General features: G+C 68.2%; 31 protein-coding genes. 18 read left to right on the top strand and 13 right to left on the bottom strand.

Annotation, left to right across the window (positions count from 1 at the left end; translation table 11 throughout):
- Both A5650_RS06280 and A5650_RS06275 read right to left on the bottom strand, forming a co-directional pair.
- The coding region (locus tag A5650_RS06280) for an SRPBCC family protein (protein ID WP_197501797.1) at window positions 1-183 on the bottom strand (183 nt) is incomplete at its 3' end.
- 25 nt (window positions 184-208) lie between these two features.
- Entirely contained in the window at window positions 209-1,126 is a 918-nt protein-coding gene (locus A5650_RS06275) for an oxidoreductase (RefSeq protein WP_067287677.1), read from the bottom strand.
- 76 nt (window positions 1,127-1,202) lie between these two features.
- On the opposite strand from A5650_RS06275, the gene aspS reads away from it, so the two are divergent.
- A complete protein-coding gene (aspS, locus tag A5650_RS06270) occupies window positions 1,203-2,969 on the top strand; it encodes an aspartate--tRNA ligase (RefSeq protein ID WP_067287675.1) in 1,767 nt (588 codons plus the stop codon).
- 44 nt (window positions 2,970-3,013) lie between these two features.
- Window positions 3,014-3,883 carry a DUF8686 domain-containing protein gene (locus tag A5650_RS06265; protein ID WP_231992550.1) on the top strand — a complete coding sequence of 290 codons (870 nt, stop codon included), beginning with the start codon at window positions 3,014-3,016 and terminating at the stop codon, window positions 3,881-3,883.
- Here A5650_RS06265 and A5650_RS06260 read toward each other — a convergent pair whose 3' ends face one another.
- On the bottom strand, window positions 3,884-4,678 hold the full coding sequence (locus tag A5650_RS06260) for an SDR family NAD(P)-dependent oxidoreductase (protein WP_067287670.1): 795 nt from the start codon (window positions 4,676-4,678) through the stop codon (window positions 3,884-3,886).
- Between the two features lie 56 nt (window positions 4,679-4,734).
- On the opposite strand from A5650_RS06260, the gene A5650_RS06255 reads away from it, so the two are divergent.
- The gene (locus tag A5650_RS06255; protein WP_067287667.1) at window positions 4,735-5,157 is read left to right on the top strand and encodes a nitroreductase family deazaflavin-dependent oxidoreductase; all 423 of its coding nucleotides are present in this window, start codon (window positions 4,735-4,737) and stop codon (window positions 5,155-5,157) included.
- A gap of 54 nt (window positions 5,158-5,211) precedes the next feature.
- Here A5650_RS06255 and A5650_RS06250 read toward each other — a convergent pair whose 3' ends face one another.
- Window positions 5,212-6,408: a thiolase family protein gene (locus A5650_RS06250; protein WP_067287665.1), complete on the bottom strand. Its 1,197-nt coding sequence runs from the start codon at window positions 6,406-6,408 to the stop codon at window positions 5,212-5,214.
- An 89-nt stretch (window positions 6,409-6,497) separates the two neighbouring features.
- On the opposite strand from A5650_RS06250, the gene A5650_RS06245 reads away from it, so the two are divergent.
- Genes A5650_RS06245 through A5650_RS06225 form a run of 5 tightly spaced genes read left to right on the top strand, consistent with a single transcriptional unit; the run spans window position 6,498 to window position 12,579 of the window.
- On the top strand, window positions 6,498-6,965 hold the full coding sequence (locus A5650_RS06245; RefSeq protein ID WP_067287662.1) for a winged helix-turn-helix transcriptional regulator: 468 nt from the start codon (window positions 6,498-6,500) through the stop codon (window positions 6,963-6,965).
- Window positions 6,966-7,015: 50 nt separating this feature from the next.
- The gene (locus A5650_RS06240) at window positions 7,016-7,954 is read left to right on the top strand and encodes a DUF389 domain-containing protein (protein WP_067287660.1); all 939 of its coding nucleotides are present in this window, start codon (window positions 7,016-7,018) and stop codon (window positions 7,952-7,954) included.
- Window positions 7,955-7,974: 20 nt separating this feature from the next.
- Window positions 7,975-10,629 (top strand): circularly permuted type 2 ATP-grasp protein, encoded by a 2,655-nt coding sequence (locus A5650_RS06235; protein WP_067287697.1) that lies wholly within the window; start codon window positions 7,975-7,977, stop codon window positions 10,627-10,629.
- Window positions 10,626-11,558 carry a transglutaminase family protein gene (locus A5650_RS06230; protein WP_067287659.1) on the top strand — a complete coding sequence of 311 codons (933 nt, stop codon included), beginning with the start codon at window positions 10,626-10,628 and terminating at the stop codon, window positions 11,556-11,558. Before A5650_RS06235 ends, A5650_RS06230 begins: the two co-directional genes overlap by 4 nt.
- Window positions 11,551-12,579: a zinc-binding metallopeptidase family protein gene (locus A5650_RS06225; RefSeq protein WP_067287656.1), complete on the top strand. Its 1,029-nt coding sequence runs from the start codon at window positions 11,551-11,553 to the stop codon at window positions 12,577-12,579. Before A5650_RS06230 ends, A5650_RS06225 begins: the two co-directional genes overlap by 8 nt.
- Here the strand turns inward: A5650_RS06225 and A5650_RS06220 are convergent.
- On the bottom strand, window positions 12,566-13,039 hold the full coding sequence (locus tag A5650_RS06220; RefSeq protein WP_067287654.1) for a nuclear transport factor 2 family protein: 474 nt from the start codon (window positions 13,037-13,039) through the stop codon (window positions 12,566-12,568). The genes A5650_RS06225 and A5650_RS06220 overlap by 14 nt on opposite strands.
- A complete protein-coding gene (locus A5650_RS06215) occupies window positions 13,036-13,836 on the bottom strand; it encodes an SDR family NAD(P)-dependent oxidoreductase (protein ID WP_067287651.1) in 801 nt (266 codons plus the stop codon). Before A5650_RS06215 ends, A5650_RS06220 begins: the two co-directional genes overlap by 4 nt.
- A gap of 72 nt (window positions 13,837-13,908) precedes the next feature.
- Between A5650_RS06215 and A5650_RS06210 the strand changes: the two genes are divergently transcribed.
- The 4 genes from A5650_RS06210 to A5650_RS06195 all read left to right on the top strand — a co-directional run bounded on the left by A5650_RS06210 (window position 13,909) and on the right by A5650_RS06195 (window position 17,019).
- The gene (locus A5650_RS06210; protein ID WP_067287649.1) at window positions 13,909-14,745 is read left to right on the top strand and encodes a DUF3097 domain-containing protein; all 837 of its coding nucleotides are present in this window, start codon (window positions 13,909-13,911) and stop codon (window positions 14,743-14,745) included.
- Between the two features lie 20 nt (window positions 14,746-14,765).
- Window positions 14,766-16,094, top strand: coding sequence for a replication-associated recombination protein A (locus A5650_RS06205; RefSeq protein ID WP_067287646.1), 1,329 nt, complete (start codon window positions 14,766-14,768; stop codon window positions 16,092-16,094).
- Between the two features lie 77 nt (window positions 16,095-16,171).
- Window positions 16,172-16,534 carry an ArsR/SmtB family transcription factor gene (locus A5650_RS06200; protein ID WP_067287643.1) on the top strand — a complete coding sequence of 121 codons (363 nt, stop codon included), beginning with the start codon at window positions 16,172-16,174 and terminating at the stop codon, window positions 16,532-16,534.
- Entirely contained in the window at window positions 16,531-17,019 is a 489-nt protein-coding gene (locus A5650_RS06195; protein ID WP_067287641.1) for an SRPBCC family protein, read from the top strand. Before A5650_RS06200 ends, A5650_RS06195 begins: the two co-directional genes overlap by 4 nt.
- Before the next feature lie 54 nt (window positions 17,020-17,073).
- On the opposite strand, the gene A5650_RS06190 is transcribed toward A5650_RS06195, so the two are convergent.
- Entirely contained in the window at window positions 17,074-17,382 is a 309-nt protein-coding gene (locus A5650_RS06190; RefSeq protein ID WP_067287638.1) for a GlsB/YeaQ/YmgE family stress response membrane protein, read from the bottom strand.
- An 80-nt stretch (window positions 17,383-17,462) separates the two neighbouring features.
- Window positions 17,463-18,083 carry a hypothetical protein gene (locus A5650_RS06185; protein WP_067287636.1) on the bottom strand — a complete coding sequence of 207 codons (621 nt, stop codon included), beginning with the start codon at window positions 18,081-18,083 and terminating at the stop codon, window positions 17,463-17,465.
- A 117-nt stretch (window positions 18,084-18,200) separates the two neighbouring features.
- Here A5650_RS06185 and A5650_RS06180 point away from each other — a divergent pair, with 117 nt between their 5' ends.
- The 6 genes from A5650_RS06180 (at window position 18,201) to A5650_RS06155 (ending at window position 24,528) form a co-directional block, all read left to right on the top strand.
- Window positions 18,201-18,602 carry a secondary thiamine-phosphate synthase enzyme YjbQ gene (locus A5650_RS06180; protein WP_067287694.1) on the top strand — a complete coding sequence of 134 codons (402 nt, stop codon included), beginning with the start codon at window positions 18,201-18,203 and terminating at the stop codon, window positions 18,600-18,602.
- 147 nt (window positions 18,603-18,749) lie between these two features.
- Window positions 18,750-21,473, top strand: coding sequence for an alanine--tRNA ligase (gene alaS / locus A5650_RS06175; RefSeq protein ID WP_067287633.1), 2,724 nt, complete (start codon window positions 18,750-18,752; stop codon window positions 21,471-21,473).
- 4 nt (window positions 21,474-21,477) lie between these two features.
- Window positions 21,478-22,059, top strand: coding sequence for a Holliday junction resolvase RuvX (ruvX, locus tag A5650_RS06170; RefSeq protein WP_082950631.1), 582 nt, complete (start codon window positions 21,478-21,480; stop codon window positions 22,057-22,059).
- Entirely contained in the window at window positions 22,052-23,293 is a 1,242-nt protein-coding gene (locus A5650_RS06165; RefSeq protein WP_067287628.1) for an endolytic transglycosylase MltG, read from the top strand. The genes ruvX and A5650_RS06165 overlap by 8 nt, the downstream gene beginning before the upstream one ends.
- A complete protein-coding gene (locus A5650_RS06160) occupies window positions 23,290-24,090 on the top strand; it encodes a shikimate dehydrogenase (RefSeq protein ID WP_067287627.1) in 801 nt (266 codons plus the stop codon). The genes A5650_RS06165 and A5650_RS06160 overlap by 4 nt, the downstream gene beginning before the upstream one ends.
- 9 nt (window positions 24,091-24,099) lie before the next feature.
- Entirely contained in the window at window positions 24,100-24,528 is a 429-nt protein-coding gene (locus tag A5650_RS06155) for a prepilin peptidase (RefSeq protein ID WP_067287626.1), read from the top strand.
- Here A5650_RS06155 and A5650_RS06150 read toward each other — a convergent pair.
- From A5650_RS06150 to A5650_RS06130, 5 genes are read right to left on the bottom strand one after another with little or no spacing between them, the layout of a single operon-like run.
- Complete coding sequence (locus A5650_RS06150) at window positions 24,525-24,725, bottom strand: CbtB domain-containing protein (RefSeq protein ID WP_067287623.1); 201 nt, start codon at window positions 24,723-24,725, stop codon at window positions 24,525-24,527. The two genes, A5650_RS06155 and A5650_RS06150, sit on opposite strands and share 4 nt — an antisense overlap.
- A complete protein-coding gene (locus tag A5650_RS06145; RefSeq protein ID WP_067287621.1) occupies window positions 24,718-25,008 on the bottom strand; it encodes a nitrile hydratase accessory protein in 291 nt (96 codons plus the stop codon). Before A5650_RS06145 ends, A5650_RS06150 begins: the two co-directional genes overlap by 8 nt.
- Window positions 25,005-25,625 (bottom strand): nitrile hydratase subunit alpha, encoded by a 621-nt coding sequence (gene nthA, locus A5650_RS06140; protein ID WP_067287618.1) that lies wholly within the window; start codon window positions 25,623-25,625, stop codon window positions 25,005-25,007. Before nthA ends, A5650_RS06145 begins: the two co-directional genes overlap by 4 nt.
- A complete protein-coding gene (gene nthB / locus A5650_RS06135) occupies window positions 25,622-26,359 on the bottom strand; it encodes a nitrile hydratase subunit beta (protein ID WP_067287616.1) in 738 nt (245 codons plus the stop codon). The genes nthA and nthB overlap by 4 nt, the downstream gene beginning before the upstream one ends.
- On the bottom strand, window positions 26,359-26,901 hold the full coding sequence (locus A5650_RS06130) for a DUF1097 domain-containing protein (protein WP_067287614.1): 543 nt from the start codon (window positions 26,899-26,901) through the stop codon (window positions 26,359-26,361). The genes nthB and A5650_RS06130 overlap by 1 nt, the downstream gene beginning before the upstream one ends.
- Between the last annotated feature and the right edge of the window lie 94 nt (window positions 26,902-26,995).

The following is a 26,995-nucleotide window of genomic DNA, read 5'->3' as shown; positions in this document are numbered from 1 at the left end:
GCCGCGCGGCTCTGGGCTCGTCCAGGTCACCTCGGTGATCACCGTGGCCCAGTGTGGCCAGGACTCTGCATCGGCGAGCACCTCGAAGAGTTGCTCGGGTGTGATCGCGAGGTCGACGGTGCTGACGAACCGGAACGGCGCGGTCTCGATGAACCCCAGGTCGACGCGTTCACACGGGTGCATGACCACACACAGTAAACGACCGTGTCTAGCCGGGCCCGTCGCTCGCCGCCGCCAGCAGCGGCACCAGCACCTCGCTGATCGGCGTGCTGAGCCCGTGCGCGGCGCCCTTGCGGGTGATCACGCCGTTGCGGATGTCCCACTCCAGCTGTCGCCCCGCTTGGCGGTCGGTCAGCATCGAGGTCGTGATGTCCTCCGGCGACTTCGCGAGCAGCCCGACGATGTCGTCGATCACCTCGTCGCCCAGGTTGGCGCCCTCGGCCCGCGCGACGGCGAGGCACTCGGCCAGATAGCGGCGCGCCAACCCGGCGACGTCGTTCCGGCGGAACATGCCCGACCGGCGCCCGCTGAGCACCATGAATCCCACGACGGCGTTGACCAGCAGCTTGTGCCAGGCGGCGTCGAGGAAGTTCGGGTCGATCTCGACCGCGACCGCGCTGCCTGCGAACAGGTCCGCCAGCGTCTGCGCGCCAGCCGTGTCGGGCAGCACCAACCGGGCGCCGGTACGCAAGAGGACATGGCCCTGCGGCGTCGGTTCAGCCGAAATCCACACCGCCGCAGGCACCACCGTCGACGCGGGGCAGTGCCGTCCGACACGCTCGACCTGCTCGACGCCGTTCTGCAGCGCACACACGACCGTGCGTTCGTCGCACAATTTCGCCAACCATCCGGCCGACTGCTCATTCTGGGTGTCCTTGACCGCCAGCAGCACCACGTCGACCGGCCCGTCGATGACCGCCGGGTCGGTCAACACCGGACCCGGCACCACGATCGGGTCGCGGTCGTCGGACCTGACCTCAACGGAGTCGCGCGGCGTCCGGCCACACAGGGTCACCGGATGACCGGCCGCGTACAGCAGGGCGGCGACCGTCGAACCGATCGCACCGGGCCCGACAAGCGCGATACGGGTCGCAGCGTCTGGGTCTTCGCGCGAGCGCTCATCCACAGCGCCAAGTTACCGGCGAACTGCGCCCCTCTACACTTGGGCAGTTGTCTCGTCAGGCGATTACCAGGGAGTTTCAGTGCTGCGCAGTCATGCCGCCGGATCGTTGCGGCCCGCCGACGCCGGTCAGAAGGTGACGTTGGCCGGCTGGGTGGCGCGTCGACGCGACCACGGCGGCGTCATCTTCATCGATCTGCGCGACGCGTCCGGGGTGTCACAGGTGGTGTTCCGCGAGGCCGGCGTCCTGGAGGCGGCGCACCGGCTGCGCGCCGAGTTCTGCATCGCCATCGACGGCGTCGTAGAGATCCGCCCCGAAGGCAACGCCAACCCGGAGATCGCGACCGGCGAGATCGAGGTCAACGCGACGTCGCTGACCGTGCTGGGGGAGAGCGCCCCGCTGCCGTTCCAGCTCGACGAGCAGGCCGGCGAGGAGGCGCGCCTCAAGTACCGCTATCTCGACCTGCGGCGCGAGGGGCCCGGCCACGCGATCCGACTGCGCTCCAAGGCGAACGCCGCCGCCCGCGAGGTGCTCGCGCGCCACGACTTCGTCGAGATCGAAACACCGACGATGACCCGCTCGACGCCCGAGGGCGCCCGCGACTTCCTGGTGCCCGCGCGGTTGCAGCCGGGTTCGTTCTACGCGCTGCCACAGAGCCCCCAGCTGTTCAAGCAGCTGCTCATGGTGGCCGGCATGGAGCGCTACTACCAGATCGCGCGCTGCTACCGCGACGAGGACTTCCGCGCCGACCGCCAGCCCGAGTTCACCCAGCTGGACCTCGAGATGAGCTTCGTCGACTCCGAGGACGTGATCGCGGTCTCCGAGGAGATCGTCGCAGCGCTGTGGCGGTTGATCGGCTACGACGTGCCCCTTCCGCTGCCGCGGATCACCTACGCCGAGGCCATGCGCCGGTTCGGTTCGGACAAGCCCGATCTGAGGTTCGGACTCGAGCTCGTCGAGTGCGCCGAGTTCTTCTCAAACACCCCGTTCCGGGTGTTCCAGGCGCCGTACGTCGGGGCCGTCGTCATGCCCGGCGGCGCCTCGCAGCCCCGCCGCACGCTGGACGCCTGGCAGGAGTTCGCCAAACAGCGCGGGCACAAGGGGCTGGCCTACGTGCTCGTCGGCGAGGACGGCACGCTGAGCGGCCCGGTGGCCAAGAACCTGTCCGATGCCGAACGCGACGGCCTGGCCGCCCACGTCGGCGCGTCACCGGGTGACTGCGTGTTCTTCTCGGCAGGCCCGGCGAAGAGTTCGCGGGCGCTGCTCGGCGCGGTCCGCATCGAGATCGCCAAGCGGCTCGACATGATCGATCCCGACGCCTGGGCGTTCACCTGGGTGGTGGACCCGCCGCTGTTCGAACCCGCCGACGAGGCGACCGCACACGGCGACGTCGCGGTCGGCTCCGGTGCGTGGACCGCGGTGCACCATGCGTTCACCGCCCCGAAGCCGGAGTTCGAGGACCGCATCGACACCGATCCCGGCGCGGTGCTCGCCGACGCCTACGACGTGGTCTGCAACGGCAACGAGATCGGCGGCGGCTCGATCCGTATCCACCGCCGCGACATCCAGGAGCGGGTGTTCGCGGTGATGGGTATCGACAAGGCCGAGGCCGAGGAGAAGTTCGGATTCCTGTTGGAGGCGTTCACCTTTGGCGCCCCACCGCATGGCGGCCTCGCATTCGGGTGGGACCGCACCACCGCGCTGCTCGCCGGTGCGGACTCGATCCGCGAAGTGATCGCGTTCCCGAAGTCCGGAGGCGGTGTCGACCCGCTGACCGGAGCGCCCGCGCCGATCACGGCGCAGCAGCGCAAGGAATCCGGTATCGACGCCAAGCCGAAGACCGACTGACCCGAACTCCACCGGATCCGGTTGCGGCGGGCTACGATCCGCGCGTGACAGGAGTGGTCTCGCCGACGACGGGTACGGCCGGGAGCCGGCGACGGCGGATCACCGTCGTGACGACGGTCGTGGCCGTCTTCGCCGTCTACGTCGGCTCCCTGATCGGCTACGCGCTGCTGGAGCCGGCGCCTCGTCACTTCCAGTTCTCCGAACCGTCGGTCACCGGAGAGACCGTCGTCATCATCCGGTTGCGGGAGATGAACGCGATTCAGAACCGCCTCGTGGCCGACGTCCTGCTGCACCCGGGACCCGAACTGAAGGCAGTTGAAACCGACGACATCACGATCCGGTTGACCTCTCGGAGCAGGTCGGGCGAGTTGATCTACGTCCATCCAACGCTTTCCGGGAATGACACGACGACTCAACTGGTCGCCGTCGGGGATCCCGACAACTGGCCGTTCGACACCTTCACGACCGACATCATCGGCGTGCAGGCCTTCCTGGGTGGCGGGGCGCAGCCCCGCCCGATCGTGGCGCCCGTCATCGTCGCGGGGCAGATCAACGGGTGGGACGTGCGCACCGAACACGGCAGCGCCGACTCGGTGCCGACGGTCCGTTTCAGTACCGAGCGCACCAGGGGAGCGCTCGCATTCGACATCGGGGTACTGCTGGTGCTGATCGCGCTGCCGGCGGCCGCGCTGTTCGTGGCCATCGAGACGGTGCTTGGTCGCCGAAAGTTTCTGCCGCCGTTGACAACCTGGTTTGCGGCGATGCTGTTCGCGGTGGTTCCGCTGCGAAACCTCTTGCCCGGCGCGCCGCCGGCGGGCGCGTGGATCGATCTCGCGGTGGTCTTGTGGGTGCTGATCGCGCTGGCGGCGGCGATGGTGCTCTACATCGTGGCCTGGTGGCGGCAGAAAGAGTGATCAGGCCGGCCAGTCGCAACCGGTCAATTCGGCCGACGCTTCCCACAACCGGCGCGCCGTCACCGGATCCACGGCCTTGGGCCGCAACCGCGTCACCTTCGGCCTGCCGATCTGGTTGAAACGCGGCGCCAGATACGTGCCGCTCGGCAGGTCGGTCGTCATCGCCTGCAGCGTGGCCCGTGCGCCCTGGGCGGGGGTGTGCATCAGGCGCCGAATGCGCCGGTGCTCGCCCATGCCCAGCGATCGGGTGATATCGGTGTCGGTCGCGCCGGGGTCGGTCGCGTAGGCACGTACACCGCGGCGGGCCAGTTCCGCGATGAACAGCAGGTTGGCCAATTTGGATTCGCCGTAGGCACTCCACTTCGAGTATTTGCGCCGATGCCAGTTCAGGTCGTCGAGGTGCAGGCTGCAGAACAGGTACGTCGCGCTGGCCACCGAGATCACCCGGTCGGTGATCCGGTCGGCCAGCAGACACGTCAACGCGAAGTGGCCGAGGTGGTTGATGCCGATATGAGCCTCGAAGCCATCGGCGGTGCGCGTCAACGGCATTCCCATCACGCCGGCGTTGTTCACCAGCACGTCAACGGATTCCACGGAGTCGGCGAACGAGCGCACGCTGGACAGGTCGGCGAGATCGAGGGCGGCGACCGCGACATCCCCGCTGATCTCGTCGGCGACCCGACGGCCCTTGTCGACGTCGCGGCACGCGATCACCACGCGGTGCCCGTCGGCGGCCAGAGCCGCCGCAGTGGCCTTGCCGACGCCGCTGTTACCGCCCGTGACGATGACCCGCATGGTCGTCGATTATGCGGGTGCGGAATACCGAGCCTTCGCCGGGACTTGGAGCGGAGGTGACCGAGATCTCCAACTTCAAGGAATTCAACGAGGCCATCGTCGACGAGTTCCGCGCCAACGGCGGCAAGGTCGGCGGACCGTTCGAGGGCGCAAACCTCCTGTTGCTGCACACCACCGGCGCGAAGTCTTCTCAGCCGCGGGTGTCGCCGCTGGCGTACTTCGACATCGACGACAGGATCTACGTCGTCGGGTCGTTCGCCGGCGCCGACAAGGATCCGGCGTGGGTGCACAACCTACGGGCCGATCCGCGGGTCCGCGTCGAGATCGGCGCAGGCGAATGCCACGCCAACGCCCGTGAGCTGCCTCGCGACGAGCGCGACGAGCTCTACCCGAAGCTGGTCGAGATCACGCCGGTGTTCGGGGAGTACCAAGCCAAGACCAGCCGGGTCATCCCGGTCTTCGAGCTCGCCCGAGCCTGATTTCGGTGCGGAACCGATCGCTGGGCGATAGGTAGCGCACCGAAACCGCTCGGCTCAGAGGCGCTCGATGATGGTGGCGTTGGCCATGCCGCCGCCCTCACACATCGTCTGCAACGCGTAGCGGCCGCCGCGCTGCTCGAGCGCGTTGACCAACGTGGTCATGATCCGCGCGCCGCTGGCACCCAGCGGATGACCGATCGCGATCGCGCCGCCGTTGACGTTCGTCTTGGCAAGAAGATCAGCGGGAGCCGGCTCTCCGACTTCCTGCGCCCAGGCCAGGACGACGGGCGCGAACGCCTCGTTGACCTCGAACAGGTCGATGTCGGCGAGCGTCAGCCCGGCGCGCTGCAGCACCTTCTCCGTCGCGGGGATGACACCCGTCAGCATGTAGAGCGGATCCGACCCGACGACGGTCATCGAGTGGATGCGCGCGAGCGGGCGCAGGCCCAGGCGCGCGGCCACCTCGCTGGTGGTGATCAGCACCGCCGCGCTGCCATCGGACAGTGGCGACGAGTTGCCCGGCGTGATCTCCCAACCGATCTGCGGGAAGCGCTGCTCGTAGGCGGGGTTGTAGAACGCCGGCTTCAGCGCGGCGAGCGTGTCGACGGTCGTGCCGGGCCGGATGATCTCGTCGGTGGTGAGGCCGTTGATCGGGGTCAGCTCGTTGTCGAAGCGGCCCTCCTTGGTCGCGGCGGCGGCCTTCTCGTGGCTGCCCGCCGAGAACTCGTCGAGCTGCTGGCGCGACAGACCCCACTTCGCCGCGATCAACTCCGCGCTGATGCCCTGGGGCACCAGGCCTTCGGGATACCGCTGCGCCATCTCGCCGAACGGGTCGCTGCCGGGCAGCACGCTCGAGCCCATCGGCACGCGTGACATCGACTCGACCCCGGCCGCGACGACGATGTCGTAGGCGCCCGAGATCACTCCCTGCGCGGCGAAGTGGATGGCCTGCTGGCTGCTGCCGCACTGGCGGTCGACCGTCGTGCCCGGCACGGACTCCGGGAATCCCGCCCCGAGCAGGGCATTGCGCGCGATGTTGACCGCCTGGTCACCGACCTGGGTGACGGCGCCGGCGATGACGTCGTCGATTTGCACCGGGTCGATCCCAGCCCTGGCCACCAGCTCCTTGAGGCTGTGCGCGAGCAGGTCCACGGGCAGCACGTCGTGCAGCGCTCCGTTCGGCTTGCCCTTGCCGATCGGGGTGCGAACCGCTCCGACGATGACGGCGTCCCGACCTGAGAATCCGGACATTGCTGCCTCCTCCACGCTGAGTGAACTTGTCTATACCCAGCTATACCAGCTAGGTATAGATGGAACAACTCAGGGGTAGGGTGAATTCCATGACAGTTCTGCAGGGGAGGCTGGCCGACCGGGATGCCTGGTCGGCGGTCGGGGAGTGTCCGATCGAGAAGACGATGGCGGTGCTGGGCACGAAGTCGGCGATGCTCATCATGCGCGAGGCGTACTACGGCACCACCCGGTTCGAGGATTTTTGGCGCCGGGTCGGGGTCACCAAAGCCGCCGCGGCGTCGCGGCTTTCGGATCTCGTCGAGGCCGGTCTGCTGGAGCGGCAGCCCTACCAGGAGCCGGGCCAGCGCAGCCGCGACGAGTACGTGCTCACCGAGGCCGGCCGGGAGTTCATGCCGGTGGTCTGGGCGATGTTCGAGTGGGGCAGGCGCCACCTGCCTAACCGCACGCCGTTACGCCTGGCGCACCAGGGGTGCGGCGCGGAGGCCACCGTCGAGATCCGGTGCGCCGAGGGGCACCGCGTACCGCCCGACGAACTGGCGGTGCGGTTGAAGCGCTGAACCGGCCCGTTCGGCGACGCGAGCCGGCACGCCATGCGTAGGGTGCCGATGTGCTGCATCTGCGCGTCATCTCGCCGACGGATCAGCGCGACGCCGTCATGGCCGTCCTGCAGGACAACCCGGGCGTCACCCACATCGTCATTCACCGCGACGCCGCCGTGGAACCGCGCGGAGACGAGATCACCGCCGACATCGCCAGGGAGTCGGCCAACGAGGTGATCGACGCGCTCAAGAAGCTGCGGGTCAAGGACCGCGGCGCGATCACCCTCGACTTCGTCGACACCGTGCTCTCGGCCCGTGCGTACCGCGCCGAGGACGCGGCCGACGGCGATCCCGCCGACGCGGTGGTGTGGGACGAGCTGGCGGTGCGCACCCGCGAGGAATCGAGCCTGAACGTCACCTTCCTGGCCTTCCTGTGTGTGGCCTGCTTGATCGCTTCGATCGGTGTGGTGACCGACTCGCCCGTGACGGTCGTGGGTGCGACGGTGGTGGGCCCCGAGTTCGGACCGCTGGCGGCGCTGGCCGTGTCGCTGGTGCGCCGCCGAAGGTACCTCGCACGACGTGCGGCGTTGGCGCTCCTGGTCGGGTTTCCGGTCGCGATGCTCGTCACATCGGTCGCCGTCCTGGCGGGCGAGGCGATCGGCTGGATCACCGTCACCAGCACCAGCGAACTGGACGAGGTCGACTTCATCTTCCAAGTCGGCCCGCTGTCGTTCGTCGTCGCGTTCCTCGCCGGCACGGCTGGGATGCTGTCGCTGATCACCTCGAAATCCGCTGCGCTCGTAGGTGTTTTCATCTCGGTCATGACCGTGCCCGCCGCGGGGTTCGCGGTCGTCGCGGGCACGGTCGGGGACTGGAACGTCGCGGCCAAGTCCGCATCGCAGCTGGCGGTCAACCTGGTCGCGATCGTTTTGGCCGGTGTGCTCGTCCTGTGGACGCGCCGGCTGGCCGACCGGAGGCACAGCGCGCCGCGCCGCATCCCGGGGTGACCGGTTACGGTTCTGCACTGATGGCACTTCCGGAACCGAATGTTCCCGACGACCTGCTGGGCAGATACCGCACCGCGCGCGTCCAGCAGGCGCTGTTCGATGTGCGACCGGGTGCAGGCAGCGGCTACGACGAGTTCGTCGACGCCGCAGGCGATGTCCGCCCGGCGTGGCAGGAACTGGCCGAATGTGTGGCCGAGCGCGGTCGCCCCGGCCTGGCGCAGCTGCGCGACGTGGTGCGCAGCCTCGTCGACAACGACGGCATCACCTACGTCCAGGTCGACCGCCACGGTTCGGTGGTCGGCCAGCCCGGCACCAACGGCGACGAACCCGCCGAACCGGGGCCCTGGCATCTCGACGCGCTGCCCCTGGTGATCTCGGCCACCGAGTGGAACACGCTGGAATCCGGTCTGCTGCAGCGCTCCCGGTTGCTCGACGCCGTCCTCACCGACCTGTACGGGCCTCAGGTATCGATCACCAGCGGCGTGCTGCCCGCGCATCTTCTCTTCGCCCACCCCGGCTATGTGCGGGCCGCGCGAGGCATCGACGTTCCCGGCCGCCACCAGCTGTTCCTGCACGGCTGCGACGTCAGCCGCGTCGGCGACGGCAGTTTCGTGGTCAACGCCGACTGGACGCAGGCACCGTCGGGCGCGGGCTACGCGCTGGCGGACCGGCGCGTCGTCGCGCACGCCGTACCCGACCTCTACGAACGGATCGGCCCGCGGCCCGCGTCGCCGTGGGCGCAAGCGCTCCGTCTCGCGCTCATCGACGCTGCCCCGGAGTCGGCCGAGGAACCGATGGTGGTGGTGCTCAGCCCGGGCATCCACTCCGAGACCGCGTTCGACCAGGCGTATCTGGCGAGCGTCCTGGGCTTCCCCCTCGTCGAGAGCGCCGACCTGGTGGTGCGCGACGGCAAGCTGTGGATGCGGTCGATGGGCACGCTCAAGCGTGTCGACGTGGTGCTGCGCCGCGTCGACGCGGACTGGGTCGACCCGCTGGATCTGCGTTCCGACTCGCGGCTCGGCGTCGCCGGCCTCGTCGAGGCGCTGCGCCGCGGCACCGCGGCCGTCGTCAACACCCTCGGCAGCGGCATCCTGGAAAACCCGGGCCTGCAGCGGTTTTTGCCCCAGCTCTCGGAGCGGTTGCTCGGCGAGTCGCCGGTACTCGACACCGCGCCGATGTACTGGGGTGGCATCGGAACCGAACGCTCGCATCTGCTGGCCCACCTGCCGTCGCTGTTGATCAAACCGGTGACAGGCGGGCGGGCCATCGTCGGTCCGGCGCTGTCCACCGAGCAGCGCAAGCAGCTCGCCGCGTGTATCGAAGCCACACCGTGGCAGTGGGTCGGCCAGGAAATCCCGCAGTTCTCCTCTGCACCAAGCGTTGCGGGCCTGGGCGGGCTCTCGGCGACGAACGTCGGCATGCGGCTGTTCACGGTCGCTCAGCGCGACGGCTACGCGCCGATGATCGGCGGGCTCGGATATGTGTTGGCGCCCGGCGATGCGGCTTACACGCTCAACACCGTTGCGGCCAAGGATGTCTGGGTCCGGGCGCCGGAGCGGGTCACCGTGGACCGGGTACCGCCGGTCGAGCTGCCTGCGATCACGCCGAGCGCGACGCGGGCGGTCAGCTCGCCGCGCGTGCTGGCCGACATGTTCTGGGCGGGGCGCTACGCCGAACGCGCCGAGCACATGGCGCGACTGCTCACCGTGACCAGGGATCGCTATCACGAATTCCACTACCGCCGAGACATGGACGGCAGCGAGTGCGTGCCCGTGCTGCTGACCGCACTGGGCCACCTGACCGGCACCGACACCGGCGCCGACGGCGACTACGCGGAGATGGTTGCCACCGCACAGTCGACGCTGTGGTCGTTGACCGCCGACCGACACCGACCGGGGTCGCTGGCGCACTCGGTCGAGCGGCTCGGCCTGGTCACCCGTTCGGTGCGCGATCAGATGTCCAACGACACGTGGATGGTGCTGGCCGCTGTCGAACGTGCGCTGCTCCATTCGCCCGCGTCGGGGCGCCCCGCCAACGAGCCGCCCGATTCGCAGGCCGAGGGCGATGCGTTTCTCACGGCGGCCACCAACCTCACCCTCGCGGGCATGTTGGCGCTCTCGGGTGTGGCGGCCGAGTCGATGATCCGTGACGTCAGCTGGACGATGATGGACATCGGCAAACGCATTGAACGCGGGCTCAACCTCACCGCGCTGCTGAGTGCGACGCTGACGACCGCGCGCAGTCCCGGCGCCGAGCAGACCATTACCGAATCGACCCTTGTGGTGTGTGAGTCATCGGTCATCTACCGACGGCGGATGCTGGGTAAGGTCAGCGTCTCCGCAGTCGCCGAACTGGTGCTGTTCGACATCGACAACCCGCGCTCGCTGGCCTACCAGCTGGAGCGGCTGCGCACGGGACTCAAGGCGCTTCCGGGTTCCTCGGGTTCATCACGTCCCGAGCGGATGGTCGACGAGATCGGTACCCGGCTGCGGCGGCTCGACCCGGACGACCTCGAGGAGATCGCCGACGGCCGGCGCTCCGAGCTCGCCGCCCTGCTCGACGGGATGCACCGCGACCTTCGCGAACTGTCGAACGTGATCACCGCGACGCATCTGTCGCTGCCGGGCGGCATGCAGCACCTGTGGGGCCCGGACGAGCGGAGGCTGATGCCGTGACCGCCTTTCCGGACGGCCCGACGTCGTCGGCCGCCAGCCGCACCTACCGCATCACGCACCGCACCGTGTATCGCTACGCCGCCGACGTCACCAGCTCTTACGGCCGCGGATTCCTCACCCCGCGGGACACCGCGCGTCAGCGCTGCCTGTCACACGAACTCGAGATCGATCCACCCGCCGCGGACAGCTCGACCAGCCGCGACGTCTACGGCAACATCAGCTCGTACTTCCATGTGACCGAACCCCACCAGACGTTGTCGGTGACCAGCCGTTCGGTCGTCGAGGTCGACCCGCCGCCGCCGACTCTGTACGGGGCCGGTTCGGCGTTGGCGCCGTGGGAGATCGCCCGCCCGGTCGGCGCGGAGGCGGCCCTGGCAACCGAGTTCACCCTCGACCTGCAGCCACCCGAGATCACGCCGGCGCTACGCGATTACGCGGCACCGAGTTTCGAGCCCGAACGACCGCTGATCGAGGCGCTGCGGGATCTGACGCACCGGATCTACGCCGACTTCACCTACCGCTCGGGGTCGACGACGGTGTCCACTCAGGTCAGCGAGGTTTTGGCGGCACGCGAAGGGGTATGTCAGGACTTTGCACGGCTGGCCATCGCCTGCCTACGCGCCAACGGGTTGGCCGCCAGTTATGTGTCCGGATATCTGGCGACCGATCCACCCCCCGGGAAGGAACGGATGATCGGTATCGACGCGACCCACGCATGGGCCGCCGTGTGGACACCGCAGAACCAGTGGCTGGGCCTCGATCCCACCAACGACCAGATGGTCGACGAGCGCTACATCACCGTCGGATACGGGCGTGACTACGCCGACGTCCCACCGTTGCGCGGCATCATCTACACCGATTCGCAGAGCAGCGAAATCGAGGTCGCGGTTGACGTCGAACCGTTCGAGGGAGGCGTGCTGCATGCGTGACTTCCTGTGCCCGAACTGCGGTCAGCGTCTCGCGTTCGAGAACTCGCTGTGCCTGTCGTGCGGTCGGCCTCTGGGATTCTCGCTCGATGACATGGCGCTGTTGGTCATCGCCTCTGGGGACGAGCAGAGCCAGGCCGGCTTCGTCGACGGCGACAAGTACCAGCTGTGCGCGAACATGCATCTGGCCGAATGCAACTGGCTGGTGGAGAAGACACCCGACCACAAGCTGTGCGAGGCGTGCAGCCTCACCCGTACCCGGCCCCAGGACTCCGACACCAAGGCCCTCGCGGCGTTCGCCGACGCCGAACGCGCCAAGCGGCGACTGCTGGTCGAACTGCACGAACTCAAGCTGCCGATCATCGGCCGCGACGAGGACCCCGATTACGGCCTGGCCTTCGACCTGCTCTCCAGCGAACACCGCAAGGTGTTCACCGGTCACGAAAACGGCGTCATCACATTGGATCTCGCCGAGGGTGACGACGTACACCGCGAGCAGTTGCGCAAGGCGATGGGGGAACCGTACCGCACACTTCTCGGCCACTTCCGCCACGAGGTCGGGCACTATTACTACTACCGCCTGGTCAGCGTGTCGCCCGAATACGACGCACGGTTCCGCGAACTGTTCGGCGATCCCGACGCCGACTACCAAGCGGCCCTTGATCGCCACTACAACGAAGGTCCGCCCGACAACTGGGGGAAGAGCTTCGTCTCCTCCTACGCCACCATGCATCCCGCCGAGGACTGGGCGGAGACGTTCGCGCACTACCTGCACATCCGCGACACTCAGGACACGGCGGCGGCGTTCGGGGTCGCGCCCGCGGCCGCGACATTCGAGCGAAAAGTGTTGGGTCCGAGCAGCTTCGACGCGATCATTGAGATGTGGATACCCCTGTCATGGGCACTGAACATGCTGAACCGCTCGATGGGCAAGGAAGATCTCTACCCGTTCGTGCTACCCGCCCCGGTGCTCGAGAAGATGCGCTTCATCCACACGGTCGTCGAAGAGGTCACCCAGGGGTGATGCCGTCGGCCAGCAATTCGCGGGCCTGGGCACTGCCGTCGAGCCGACGGGATCGCCGTTCGACGATGACCCATCGTCCGTCGCTGCGGCGCAACCGGAAGTGGTTGGCGCCCGCCCGCGATACCGCGAAGCCGTCGTCGTGGCGGGTCACCAACACTGAATCGCAGACCGCCACCGCCTCGTCGCCGTTCACGGTGACCACCGCGGGTCCCAGGAAGTGGCAGCAGCCGCGGCGGATCAAGCCCTGGTGTGCGTCCGAGCGCACCATCGCCGCGACCTCGTCGCGTCCGGCCATGCGCCACCCCTCGACGTCGTAACTGCCGTCTTCTGCCCAAAGATCCGCTGCCGCATCGGCTTTACCGGCGTCCACCAGGGGACCGTAGGACGCGATCATCCGCTCGATCGCACGTTCGTCCTCGATGCGGCGCAGACGCCGCTCCAGGTCCGCCAGCTCGATCATCGGCTTTCCCTCTCGCCCAACAACTTGCGCATCATCCGATCGGTACCGAGCACCACCTTCGCGCGGTCGGGATCGTTGCGGCGGGCGACGTCGTCGGCATTACCGCCCGCCACGTACACCGGCCCGTTGGCCAACTGCGCCAGGCCTTCTCGTGCGACGTCGTCGGGTTCGGCGACCCGCAGGCCGGGCACATCGAAGTTCAGGCCCACCCGTTCCATCGCGGGTGTGCGGGTCACGCCGAGAACGAGTTCGAGAACGTCCACGTCGTACTCGCGTAGCTCGAGCCACAGGCTCTCGGCGAAGATGCGGCCGAACGCCTTCACCCCGCCGTAGACCGTGTGGCGCACCGAACCCAGGTAACCGGCCATCGAGCCCACCATGAGGATTCCGCCGCGGCGGCGCTCACGCATGGGACGGGCGAAGTGCTGAACCATCGCCAGCATGGTGCCGATGTTCAGGTCGATCACCTGCTGGAAGTCGTCGAGCGCTCCGTCGAGGAAGTGCTCGCTGCACGTATTGGCGCCGGCGTTGTAGATCAGCAAGCCGACCTCCACGTCGTCGGTGACGTCCGCGGTGCGCTGCAGCGCATCGGATGCGGTCAGGTCGACGGCGAGCGTTCGGACCTCCACACCGCTGCCGCGGCAGTCCTCGGCCGTGCGCTCGAGCGCGTCGGGTTTGCGTGCGATCAACACGAGGTTGATCCCCGCGCCGGCAAGTCGGTTGGCGAACGAGGCGCCGACGCCTTCGGAACCGCCGGCGATCACCGCCCACGGCCCGTATCGAGCGAGATCCGTCATGCCCCGCATTCTGGCCGACGCGCCCGGGCGCGCCGTCGTGGGCTGTCGCGGACGCGGCCCTACGATCGCCCGGTGGCTGATCGATATGGTTTCGACGTCCTAGCCGACAACCCGCACCAGCGCAAGGCCCGCTCCACCCAACAACCGGCCGAGATCGGCCTCGTCGTCGAGGACGCGCAGACGGGTTACGTCGGCGCGATCGTGCGAATCGAGTACGGCCGGATGGAGCTCGAGGACCGCAACGGACGGCGCAAGCCGTTCCCCGTCGGGCCGGGCTACCTGATCGACGGCAAGCCGGTGATACTCACCGCGCCCAAAAAATCCGCGCCAACGACGACCCGCACCGCTTCCGGATCGGTGGCGGTGCACGGTGCACGGGCGAAGGTCGCGCTGGCCAGCCGCATCTACGTCGAGGGCCGGCACGACGCCGAACTCGTCGAGCAGGTCTGGGGCGACGATCTTCGGATCGAGGGGGTGGTGGTCGAACACCTCGGCGGCGTCGACGATCTCGTCGCGATCGTCGAGGACTTTCGGCCGGGGCCCGGCCGCCGGCTCGGCGTGCTCGTCGACCATCTGGTCGCGGGTTCGAAGGAGGCCCGGATCGCGGACGCGGTCCGACGCGGCCCGGGCGGACCCCACACGTTGGTCGTCGGCCACCCGTTCATCGACATCTGGCAGGCCGTCAAACCCGAGCGGCTGGGCGTCGAGAGATGGCCCGTCGTGCCGAAGGGCGTCGACTGGAAGACCGGCGTGTGCCGGGCACTGGGCTGGCCGACGGCCGGGCAGGCCGACATCGCGCGCGCCTGGCAGCGGATCCGCAAGCGAGTGCGTGACTGGAACGACCTGGAACCCGCGCTGATCGGGCGCGTGGAGGAGCTCATCGACTTCGTCACGCAACCCGCGTCGTGACGGCGTGGTAAGCAGAAGGCGTGTCCGACGGTCTGTTCGACGTCCCCGGTGAGGCCCCCGCGCCGGCGGCTGGTGCCGTCGGTGCGTCGGCACCGCTGGCGGTACGGATGCGGCCGGCCACGCTCGACGAGGTCGTCGGGCAGGACCACCTGCTGCAGCCGGGCTCGCCGCTGCGCCGGATGGTCGAGGGTTCCGGTGCGGCCTCGGTCATCCTCTACGGGCCGCCGGGCACCGGTAAGACCACGCTCGCGTCGCTGATCTCACAGGCCACGGGCCGCCGATTCGAGGCCCTGTCGGCGCTGTCGGCGGGGGTCAAAGAGGTTCGCGCCGTCATCGACGTCGCCAGGCGCGCCGCCGCATACGGCGAGCAGACGGTGCTGTTCATCGACGAGGTGCACCGGTTCTCCAAGACACAGCAGGACGCGCTGCTGTCCGCGGTCGAGAACCGCGTCGTGGCGCTCGTCGCGGCGACCACCGAGAACCCATCGTTCTCGGTCGTCGCCCCGCTGCTGTCGCGGTCGCTGATCCTGCAACTGCAGCCGCTCGACGCCGACGCGGTGTGCACGCTGGTCCGCCGCGCCATCGACGACCCTCGCGGCCTCGCGGGCCGGGTCGAGGTCACCGACGAAGCCGTCGACCTGCTGGTATCGCTGTCCGCGGGCGATGCCCGCCGCGCGTTGACCGCGCTCGAGGTGGCCGCCGAGGCGGGCGAGAAGGTGACGGTCGAGACCATCGAGCAGTCGCTGGACAAGGCCGCCGTGCGCTACGACCGCGATGGCGATCAGCACTACGACGTGATCAGCGCGTTCATCAAGTCGGTCCGCGGCTCCGACGTCGACGCGGCGCTGCACTACCTGTCGCGGATGCTGGTCGCGGGGGAGGACCCGCGGTTTGTGGCGCGGCGGTTGATGATCCTGGCCAGCGAGGACATCGGCATGGCGGATCCGACCGCGCTGCAGACCGCGGTGGCCGCCGCCCAGACCGTGCAGCTGATCGGTATGCCCGAAGCGCAGCTCACGCTCGCGCACGCCACGGTGCATCTCGCGACGGCGCCCAAGTCGAACGCGGTAACCACCGCGCTCGGAGCGGCGATGGCCGACATCCGGGCGGGTAAGGCCGGGATGGTCCCACCGCATCTGCGCGACGGCCACTATTCCGGCGCGCAGAAGCTGGGCAACGCGGTCGGGTACAAGTACAGCCACGATGACCCCGATGGCGTTGTGTCCCAACAGTATCCGCCCGACGAGCTGGTCGGCGTCGATTACTACCGGCCGACCTCCCACGGTGCCGAGCGCGAGATCGCTACCCGGCTCGACAAGCTGCGCGCGATCATCCGTCGCAAGCGCTGATTTGAACGTTGACACCCGACCAAATGGGATCTACGTTGGTATTCAACCAAAACATTGATCAAAATAGAGGTTGATTATTGGAGCGTGATGGCGATGAGGAGTCCCGGCTCGACCGCGCATTCCTTGCATTGGCCGACCCTGTGCGGCGCGCCATCGTGGCGCGGCTGTCGCGGGGACCGGCGACGGTCAACGAGCTCGCCGAACCGTTCGACATCACCAAACAGGCGGTGTCCAAACACATTCAGGTGCTCGAGCAGGCGGGACTGGTCACCAGGACCCGCGATGCGCAGCGTCGGCCCGTACACCTGGATGCGGCCGCTCTCGAGCGGCTGACCGCATGGATCGACCGGTACCGACTCGACGCCGAACGCAGCTACCGCCGGCTGGACACCCTGCTGGCCGACATGACCGCCACCTCTGAGAAAGGAACCGACACATGAGCAACGCACTCGACCTCACGGCCCCGGTAGACACCCTGGCCATGGAGTTCACCCGGGAGTTCGACGCGCCCGTCGAAGCCCTGTTCCGCGCGCACGCCGAACCCGACCTGGTCAAGCGGTGGCTCGGCCCGCGCCGACTCGAGATGACGATCGAGGAGTGGGAGTTCAGGAGCCACGGCGGATATCGCTACACGCACAAGGACGAGGACGGCGCTTACAGGTTCAACGGAACCTTCCACACCGTCCGCGGCAACGAGTTCATCCTGCAGACGTTCGAGTTCGAGGGCGCACCCGATCAGGTCAACATCGAGTACCTGTGGTTCGAGGACCTGGGCGGTGGTCGCAGCAGGTTGCGGGGCCGGTCGATCTGCCCGACCGTTGAGGCCAGAGACGCGCTGATGGCCTCCGGCATGGCGGGCGGGATGACGGAAGGCTACGAGAGGCTCGACGAGCTGCTGAGGACGGAGTTGTCGAAGGCCTTGTGACAGAAGCGATCCCGGCTGCGGGGGGGCGCAGCCGGGATCGCCTGGGTGGTCAGGTCAGCGCAGGACGCCGCCGCGACGACCGCCCATCATGCCGGTGCGCCTGCGGCCCATGAGCGCGGACGCGATGGCCACGCCGATGACGGCGACGACCAGCTGGCAGAGCAACTCGATCCAGTCGACACCCTTCGTGGCGGTCGGCAGGCCGAGCGCGTTGGCGAGCCATGTGCCGATCAGCGCCGACACGATGCCGACGAGGACGGTCACAATGATTCCGATGGGCTGCCTGCCGGGCAGGATCAAGCGGGCGAGCAAACCGATCACTGCGCCGATGACAATTGCGGTGAGAATGCCGGTGACGGTCATGGTTCCTCCAGGGTCTCGGGGTGCAGCTGACATACCCCGACACCGGCGTCAATAAACGAAACGGTTCCGCGGGTTCGCGATCAGACCAGTTCCGGGATGCGCAGATGTGCGACCGCGAGCTCGAACTCGCCGAGATCGACGATGTCGGCCCCCAGTTCGCGGGTGCGGGCGTTGCGCAGCTCCCTGGCCTGCTCGCGATTGCCCACCATGGCGTCGTGGCTGTCGAAGGTCGCCGACGACACGGCCCGACCCGAATCCGGGTTCATCAGGTAGCTGGCGCTGCAGAACCCGTCGAGCGCCTCCAGGGCCGGCAGCACGTCGGTCTTGTAGAACTCGATCGATCGTGCGATGTGTTCGCGGGGCACCCGCAGCCAGGTGACCCGGACGCAGGCACCTTCCGCCGAGCGGTGATCGCGGTGCATGACGCCGATCTGCCACTGATCGACCGTCGCCTCACCGCCGAGGATCTCGGCGGCACGGTCGCGCAACGGGGCCGCCTGCTCGGCGCTCGCGCGCAACGCACCCTCTGACTCCCAGGCGCTGGTCGCGATGCAATGGCCGGATTCCCGGTCCACCAGTAGCGACAAGCCGATGTACCCGTCCATCGCCTCCAGCGCGGGCATGACCTCGGACCGGATAACCGCGATGCCCTCGTTGATCGCCGACGGGCGGGCTTGAACGGTGGTAGAGCGTGCGTACACGGCCGACCCCTTTGTTCGGGGCAGCGCCCCATCGGCGCCGCCGGACCACCTCTCAGCTTCCTCTTGAGCGGTGGCCGATACAACGAATTCGGCGAGCCGCCTCGTACGCTCGATGACGTGGATTCCGACGTGCTGAACATCGAGACCGGCCAACGCCGCATCATCGACCTGACCGACGCGGTGCGCTCGTTCTGCGGCGGCCGCGGCGACGGCCTGTGCAGCGTGTTCGTGCCGCACGCAACCGCGGGTGTGGCGATCATCGAGACGGGCGCGGGTTCCGACGACGACCTCGTCGAGACGCTCGAACGCCTGCTGCCACGAGACGACCGCTACCGCCACTCGCACGGTTCGCCGGGACACGGCGCCGATCATGTGCTGCCCGCGCTGGTGTCGCCGTCGGTGACCCTGCCCGTCGAGGACGGCGAGCCGCAGCTCGGCACCTGGCAGAGCGTCGTGCTCGTCGACCTCAACCGCGACAACCCGCAGAGGAAGGTCCGGTTGAGCTTTATCGGCGGCTGACGTGACGTCGATGACACCCGAAGAGGTGTGACCAGGGCACTGCAGGCGTCGCACGATCGTTGGCTCTACGGCGTGACAACCGCGACCGGTACTGTAGTGCGGTCGAATAGTCGCAGGTACCAGCGAAACTTCAAGGATGTATCAGACGTGCAGACACACGAGATCAGGAAGCGTTTCCTCGATCACTTCGTGAAGGCGGGCCACACCGAGGTGCCGAGCGCCTCGGTCATTCTCGACGACCCGAACCTGCTGTTCGTCAACGCCGGCATGGTGCAGTTCGTCCCCTACTTCCTCGGGCAGCAGACCCCGCCCTGGAAGCGGGCCACCAGCGTCCAGAAGTGCATCCGCACGCCCGACATCGACGAGGTGGGCATCACCACCCGGCACAACACCTTCTTCCAGATGGCGGGCAACTTCTCCTTCGGCGACTACTTCAAGAAGGGCGCCATCGAGTTCGCCTGGACGCTGCTGACCAACCCGGTCGACCAGGGTGGATACGGCCTCGACCGCGAACGCCTGTGGGCGACGGTCTACCTCGATGACGACGAGGCGATGGAGCTGTGGCAGGAGGTCGCGGGGCTGCCGCCCGAGCGGATCCAGCGTCGCGGGATGGCCGACAACTACTGGTCGATGGGCATCCCAGGACCCTGCGGGCCGTCCTCGGAGATCTACTACGACCGCGGCCCCGAGTACGGCGTCGAGGGCGGTCCGGTCGCCAATGAGGACCGCTACATCGAGATCTGGAATCTCGTGTTCATGCAGAACGAGCGCGGCGAGGGCACCTCGAAAGAGGACTTCGAGATCCTCGGACCGCTGCCGCGCAAGAACATCGACACCGGCATGGGCGTCGAGCGCGTCGCCTGCCTGCTGCAGGGCGTCGACAACGTCTATGAGACCGACCTGTTGCGTCCGGCCATCGACCTGGTGGCTGCGCGCGCCCCCCGCGGCTACGGGCAGGGCAACCACACCGACGACGTGCGCTACCGCATCATCGCCGACCACAGCCGGACCGCGGCCATCATCATCGGCGACGGCGTGAGCCCGGGCAACGAGGGCCGCGGATACGTGCTGCGCCGCCTGCTACGCCGGATCATTCGCGCCGCGAAACTGCTCGGCGTGGAACAGCCGATCATGGCCGAGCTGATGGCAACCGTGCGCGACGCGATGGGCCCGTCCTACCCCGAACTGATCGCCGACTTCGACCGCATCGAGCGGATCGCCGTGGCAGAGGAGACCGCGTTCAACCGCACGCTGGCCTCCGGTTCGCGACTGTTCGACGAGGCGGCCACCGCGACGAAGGCCAAGGGCGCGACGGTGCTGTCCGGCTCGGACGCCTTCACGCTGCACGACACCTACGGCTTCCCGATCGAGCTCACCCTCGAGATGGCCGCCGAGCACGGGCTGTCCGTCGACGAGGAGGGCTTCCGCGGCCTGATGGCCGAACAGCGGCAGCGCGCCAAGGCCGACGCCGCGGCGCGCAAACAGGCGCACTCGGACCTGTCGGCCTACCGCGACCTGGTCGACTCGAGTCCGACCGAGTTCACCGGGTTCGACGAGTTGACCTCCGAGGCAAGGATTCTCGGTATCTTCGTCGACGGTAAGCGGGTGCCCGTCGTTTCGCACGACGGTGCCGGTTTCGGCGGCTCGGCCGCCGGTGGGGGCCCGCCTCCCGACCGCATCGAGTTGATCCTCGACCGCACGCCGTTCTACGCCGAGTCCGGCGGCCAGATCGCCGACGAGGGCACGATCAGCGGATCGGGTGCGTCGACGGCGGCCAAGGCGGCGGTCACCGATGTGCAGAAGATCGCGAAAACCCTGTGGTCGCACCGCGTCAACGTGGAGTCCGGCGAATTCGTCGAAGGCGATACGGTCGTCGCGGCGGTCGACCCGAAGTGGCGCCATGGTGCCACGCAGGGACACTCCGGTACGCACATGGTGCATGCCGCTCTGCGGCAGGTGTTGGGGCCCAACGCGGTTCAGGCGGGTTCGCTCAACCGCCCCGGCTATCTCCGATTCGACTTCAACTGGCAGGGCGCGCTTTCCGAGGATCAGCGCACCCAGATCGAAGAGGTGACCAACGAGGCGGTCGAAGCCGACTTCGAGGTGCACACGTTCACCACCGAGTTGGAGAAGGCCAAGTCGATGGGCGCCATCGCGCTCTTCGGCGAGCAGTACCCCGAGCAGGTCCGCGTGGTCGAGATCGGCGGCCCGTTCTCTTTGGAGCTGTGCGGCGGCACCCACGTGCACAACTCCGCACAGATCGGTCCGGTCACGATCCTCGGCGAGTCCTCGGTGGGCTCCGGGGTGCGCCGGGTCGAGGCCTACGTCGGTCTGGAGTCGTTCCGTCACCTGGCCAAGGAACGGGCGTTGATGGCCGGGCTCGCCTCGACGCTGAAGGTGCCGTCGGAAGAGGTGCCGGCGCGGGTGGCGAACCTGGTCGAGCGGCTGCGCGCCGCCGAGAAGGAGCTCGACCGGCTGCGCCTGGCCAACGCCCGCGCCGCGGCCGCGAATGCCGCCGCGGGTGCGGAACTTGTCGGTAAGGTCCGTCTCGTGGCGCAGCGGATGGCCGGAGGGATGTCGGCCGGTGACCTGCGCACGCTGGTCGGCGATATCCGCGGCAAGCTCGGCAGCGATCCGGCCGTCGTCGCGTTGATCGCCGAAGGGGACAACGACAGCGTCCCGTTCGTGGTCGCGGTCAACCCGGCCGCACAGGATCTGGGCTTCAACGCCAACGATCTGGTGAAGACGTTGGGCGCGGCGGTCAACGGCCGCGGCGGCGGAAAGGCCGATCTGGCACAGGGTTCCGGCAAGGGAGCCGCGGGAATCGACGCGGCGCTGGCCGCGCTCCGAGCAGAGATCGACCGGGGCTAGCGGCGTGAATTCCACACCGACGGGAGGCGATCCGCTTGCGCCAGCAGCATCAGGTGATCGTCTGCCGGATCGGCCAGGGGATTCACTGAACCCGCCCGACCCGGGGCGGGGCCGCCGGATCGGCATCGACGTCGGCACTGTGCGCATCGGCGTGGCCGCCAGCGACCCGGACGGCATCCTGGCCACCCCGGTCGAGACCGTGCGGCGCGACCGTACGAACCGGCACATCCGGCGACTCGCGGCGTTGGTCGCCGAGCTCGACGCGGTGGAGGTCATCGTGGGGTTGCCGCGCACGCTCGCCGAGCGCTCGGGGTCCTCGGCTTCCGACGCCGTCGCGTTGGCCGACGCGTTGGCCGCGCGGATCGCCCCGACACCCGTGCGCCTCGCCGACGAACGACTCACTACGGTGGTGGCTCAGCGCTCGCTGCGCGATGCCGGTGTCCGCGCCAAAGGGCAGCGGTCGGTCATCGATCAAGCGGCGGCGGTGGGCATTCTGCAGAACTGGTTGGACCAGCGGCGCACCGCGGCGCGCACGCGAGGAGCGGACGAGCACGTCGCCGCGCACGGAGAGGTCGGTAATGACTAACCAATGGGGCCGCGAGCGGGCCGAACCGGTGGCCGTGGGTCCGCCGCGGCGCCGGATGACGCGCGCGGAGCGGATCCGGGCTGCGCGCAGCCGGCGCAAGCGCCGGCTGGCCGGTGGTCTGGCCGTCGGCCTGCTCATCATGGTCGTGATCGGCGCGGTGTTCCTCGGCTCCAGGATGTGGCATTCGCTGTTCGGCGGTAACGACTTCACCGGCAGCGGCGTCACCGACGTCGTGATCCAGGTGCACGACGGTGACTCCACCACCGCGATCGGCAAGACGTTGAAGGAGCACAACATCGTCGCGACCGCCAGCGCGTTCGTCGACGCGGCCGAGGGCAACGACGCGATCTCGGCGATCCAGCCGGGCTACTACAAGCTGCGCACCGAGATCCCGGCCGCCAATGCCGTTGAGAGGCTGTCGGATCCGAAGAACCGCGTGGGCAAGCTGACGATCCCCGAGGGGCGCCAGCTCGACGACGTGCGTGATGTCAAGACCAACGCCGTCACCGAAGGCATCCTCACCCTCATCTCCAGGGCGACGTGTGTGGACCTCGACGGCCAGCGGCACTGCGTGCCCGCGGACGCGTTGAAGGACGTGGCCGCACGGGCGACACCGGCGTCGCTCGGAGTCGCCGAGTGGGCGGTCGCCCCCGTCGAGGCGATGGGGGACGATCATCGCCGACTCGAGGGGTTGATCGCGGCGGGGACGTGGAACATCGACCCGTCCGCGCAGCCCCAGGAGATCCTGGCGAACCTGATCTCCACCAGCGCAGCGCAATACGCCAACGGCGGCCTGCTCGAGACGGCCGCGGCCATGGACATGTCGCCGTATCAGATCCTGACGGTCGGCTCGTTGGTGCAGCGCGAATCGACGCCCGAGGACTTCTCCAAGGTGGCACGCGTCATCTACAACCGGTTGGCCGAGAACCGCACGCTCGAGTTCGATTCCACCGTGAACTATCCGCTCGACCGCATCGAGGTGGCCACCACCGACGCCGACCGGGCCCAGCACAACGACTGGAACACCTATGTCCGGCCCGGACTTCCGGCGACCCCGATCTGCTCGCCGAGCGCAGCCGCCTTGGCCGCCGCCGAGGATCCCGCGCCGGGCGACTGGCTGTACTTCGTCACCATCGACATGAAGGGGACGACGCTGTTCACCCGGGACTATCAGCAGCATCTCGCGAACATCGAGCTCGCCCGGCGCAACGGTGTGCTCGACTCCGCGCGGTGAGCCGTAAGGCGGCGGTGCTCGGATCGCCGATCGCCCATTCGCGGTCTCCGCAATTACACCTGGCCGCGTATCGGGCGCTGGGGCTGGACGATTGGACCTACGAGCGCATCGAGTGCACCGCGGAGCAACTGCCCGGACTGGTCTTCGGTTTCGGCCCGGAGTGGGTGGGCGTCTCGGTGACGATGCCGGGCAAATTCGCGGCGCTCGCCGTCGCCGATGAGCGCACCACCCGCGCGGAACTCGTCGGTTCGGCCAACACGCTCGTGCACACCGAAACCGGGTGGCGCGCCGACAACACCGACATCGACGGCGTGACGGGCGCTCTGGAAGGCATCGCGGCGACCCACGGCATCGTGGTGGGCTCCGGGGGCACGGCGCCCGCGGGGGTGATTGGGCTGGCCGAACTCGGAGTGCAGCGGATCACCGTCGCGGCCCGCAATCCCGACAAGGCCGCACCCCTGGTGGACCTGGCGACGCGGCTGGGTGCCGACGGCGCGTGGGCCGACATCGACGGTTCCGGGATTGTCGCGGCGGTCGCCGACGCGGACCTGATGGTCAACACCATTCCCGCCGACGCGGCCGCGACGTACGCATCGGCCTTCGCGCGGATCCCGGTGCTGCTCGACGCCATCTACGACCCGTGGCCGACACCGTTGGCCGCCGCGGTGCAGGGTGCCGGCGGCCGGGTGATCAGCGGACTGCAGATGCTGCTGAACCAGGCCTTCGCCCAGGTCGAGCAATTCACCGGGATGCCAGCGCCCAAAGACGCGATGAGGGCGGCGCTGGATCGCGGTTAGCCTTCGTAGATGGGGGGAGTGGCCTGTGCCGCGGTGTTGGCGTGGCTGATGGCGTTGAGCGCATTCGACATCCGACAACGTCGGCTGCCGAACTGGCTGACACTGCCGGGCTCGGTGGCCATCCTCGGCGCCGCGTTTGTGACGGGACGTGGGCTGCCGGCGTTCGCGGGTGCCCTGGCCCTGTTCGCTGTCTACCTGGCGGTGCATCTCTTGGCCCCCGCGGCGATGGGCGCCGGCGACGTCAAGCTCGCGATCGGAATCGGCGCGTTGACCGGTTCGTTCGGTGTCGACGCGTGGGCATTGGCGGCGCTCGGCGCCCCACTGGGGACGGGGGTGTGGGCCGTCGGCGCCGTACTGTGCCGATCGAATAGCCCGGTACCACATGGGCTGTCGATGTGCGTGGCCGCGACTGCGGCGACTGCGCTCGTGGTGATCTAGTGGCAGGGGAACCCGAGCAGGTGGCGGGCGTCGTGCACGAACTCGTGAATGTGCGTGTCGGATCCGAAGATCGACGTCGCGCCCTGGTCGAGGCCGACGAGATACAGCACCGCCAGCGCCAGGAACGCGGTCCCGGTCAGCCGCGCCGTCGCGACCAATGCGCGGGCTTCGACCCGCGTGGCGGTCGCTTCAGTCATGGCTGTCTCCGGTCATCCGGGCGGGCGCGGTCAGCAGATGGTGATCGTGAATCACCTTTTCCAGGGCGCTGACCCAGTGGTCGTAGTACTCCCAGTCGCCTCGCTCGGCCTCCGGTGTGTCCTCCCATTGGCCGATCGTCTCGATCAGACTCTGCTGGAAGTCGCTCCAGTCGAAGTGGCGGAACTCCGACAACGCCAGCGCCAGGCCGAAGGCGCGGCGCTGCCAGTCGTGGTCGAACTGCGGGGCGGCCTGGTCGGTGGTGCAGGTCTCGTGCAGGTTCATGAGACCGGTCCCGCCAGCGCGACGCCCATCATGGATTCGGTCGTGACCAGTTCCATCAACTCCTCGTCGGTGAATTGCTCTGTTCCGAGCGGCCGTTCGGGAATCACGAACCAGCGGGAGTGCCCGCTGCTGTCCCAGACCTTGATCTCGGTGTCCTCGGGCAGCTCGACACCGATCTCGGCGAGAACCTTGCGCGGCTCGCGCGCCGCGCGGGCGCGGAACACCGGATCCTTGTACCAGTACGGCGGCAGACCGAGCACCGGCCAGGGGAAACAAGAGCACAGCGTGCAGATGACGAGATTGTGCACACCGGGGGAGTTGGCGACGGCTTGCAGGTGCTCGCCCTCGGCGCCGGCCATGCCCTCGGGCAGGTCCAGTTCGGCGATCGCGGCGGGCGTGTCGACCACGACGCGGGCCGCGAAATCCGGATCGGTCCAGGCTTTCACGACGATCTTGCGACCGTTGAGCGGTGTCATCTCCGATTCGAAGTACGACAACACCCTGTCGACCGTCTGATTGGTGATCACGCCCTTCTGGATCAACAGCGACTCCAGCGCAGCGACTTTCGCGGCGCTGGACACCTCTCGGTCGTCGGGGTAGTGGAACTGTTCGCTCATCGGGCTCCTTTCAGGTAGGCCTCGAACAACTCTGCGTAGATCGTCAGCGGGCCGCCCTCGGCGCGCTCGCCGAACAGCTCCTGCGGATCGAACGCGACGATGTAGATCGGCATCGGATCCCCGATGCCGTCGCCGGTGTGCGTGAAATAGGCGTAGTCGCCTTCGAAGATGCGTTCCACGGTGCCCACGCGGCCACGGAGGTAGCCCGGCAGGCGGGTATGCGCGGCGGCAGGCACGTTGGTGATCCGCACGGAGTCGCCGACGGCGAACTTCGGATGTGCGATGTCACGGCGGGGACTGTCACCCCTGCGCAGATAATCGACGACCTGGTCGTCGATCTCCGGCACCGGATCGACTGCGGCGGTGGCGCTCTCGGCCGCCAACTCCTTCTTGCGCGCGGTCAATTCGGCCTCGGTCACATAACCCTTGTCGATGAAGAACTGCGTGATGCCGCCGAGCCACTTCTCGTAATAGCGGAACTTGAAGTAGTCGAACGGGTTCATCGCCTCCGCGCCGGTTCGCAGATCGGCCCACGTCCACTCGTCCTTGAACGCGGTGGGCACCTGGTCGATGGGGTACTGCGGAAGCGCCGAACCGAGGTGGTTCGACAACCCCATCATCGCGACGTGGATTCCGAAGATGCGCTTCTCCCACTCTTCGACGAAAACGCGCTTCTCGAAATTCAGCGGTTCCGGCAGCCCCTCGAGGCCACCGAGATAGTGCTGCAGTTTCATTACGCAGGGCTGCCTTCCGTGGTCGGGGAACTCTCCGAACTCGCCTGAGCCGGGTCGGTCTCGCGGGTCAACACCTTCGCGAGGAATTCGGACAACAGTCCGAACGACGCCCCCAGCACGCACGCCATCGCCGCGACGAGGCCCGGATGCGATATCGACGTCACGGTGATCGCGTGGCCCGTACCGGCCACCGTGGAGACGGTGCTCGCGAACCCGACCACCACCGCCGGTGTCGTCGACAGCAGCGGAACCCACGACGCCTGCACCATCACCGCACTTCCGATACCGACGGCGACCGCAATCGCCAACAGGCTGCCGCCCAACAGATGTCCCGCATAAAGGCTGGCCGACGCGATCACGACGCCGGCCAGATTGCTCGTCAGCGACCGCACCCAGCCGCCGACTCCGCCACCGACGAAGAAGAACGAGGCCCACGTCAGGAAGACCACCCAGATCGGGACCGTGATCACTTCCGCGGTGAGCGCCACCGCGAGTCCGCCGAGCACACCGATGCTCAGCGTCAATGCCGATCTTGAATCCATGGAGAAACTCTGAGGCCGCAGTGTTTCCGCGGTGTGACGGCCGTGTTTGGTTCATGACAACGCCGGTAGACCGGCACGGCCTGAGCGCACGCTC

This window comes from Mycobacterium sp. 1164985.4, from assembly GCF_001668575.1.
Classification (GTDB): domain Bacteria; phylum Actinomycetota; class Actinomycetes; order Mycobacteriales; family Mycobacteriaceae; genus Mycobacterium.
Note: the sequence above shows the minus strand (reverse complement) of the source record. Positions and strands in the feature narration are given on the sequence as shown.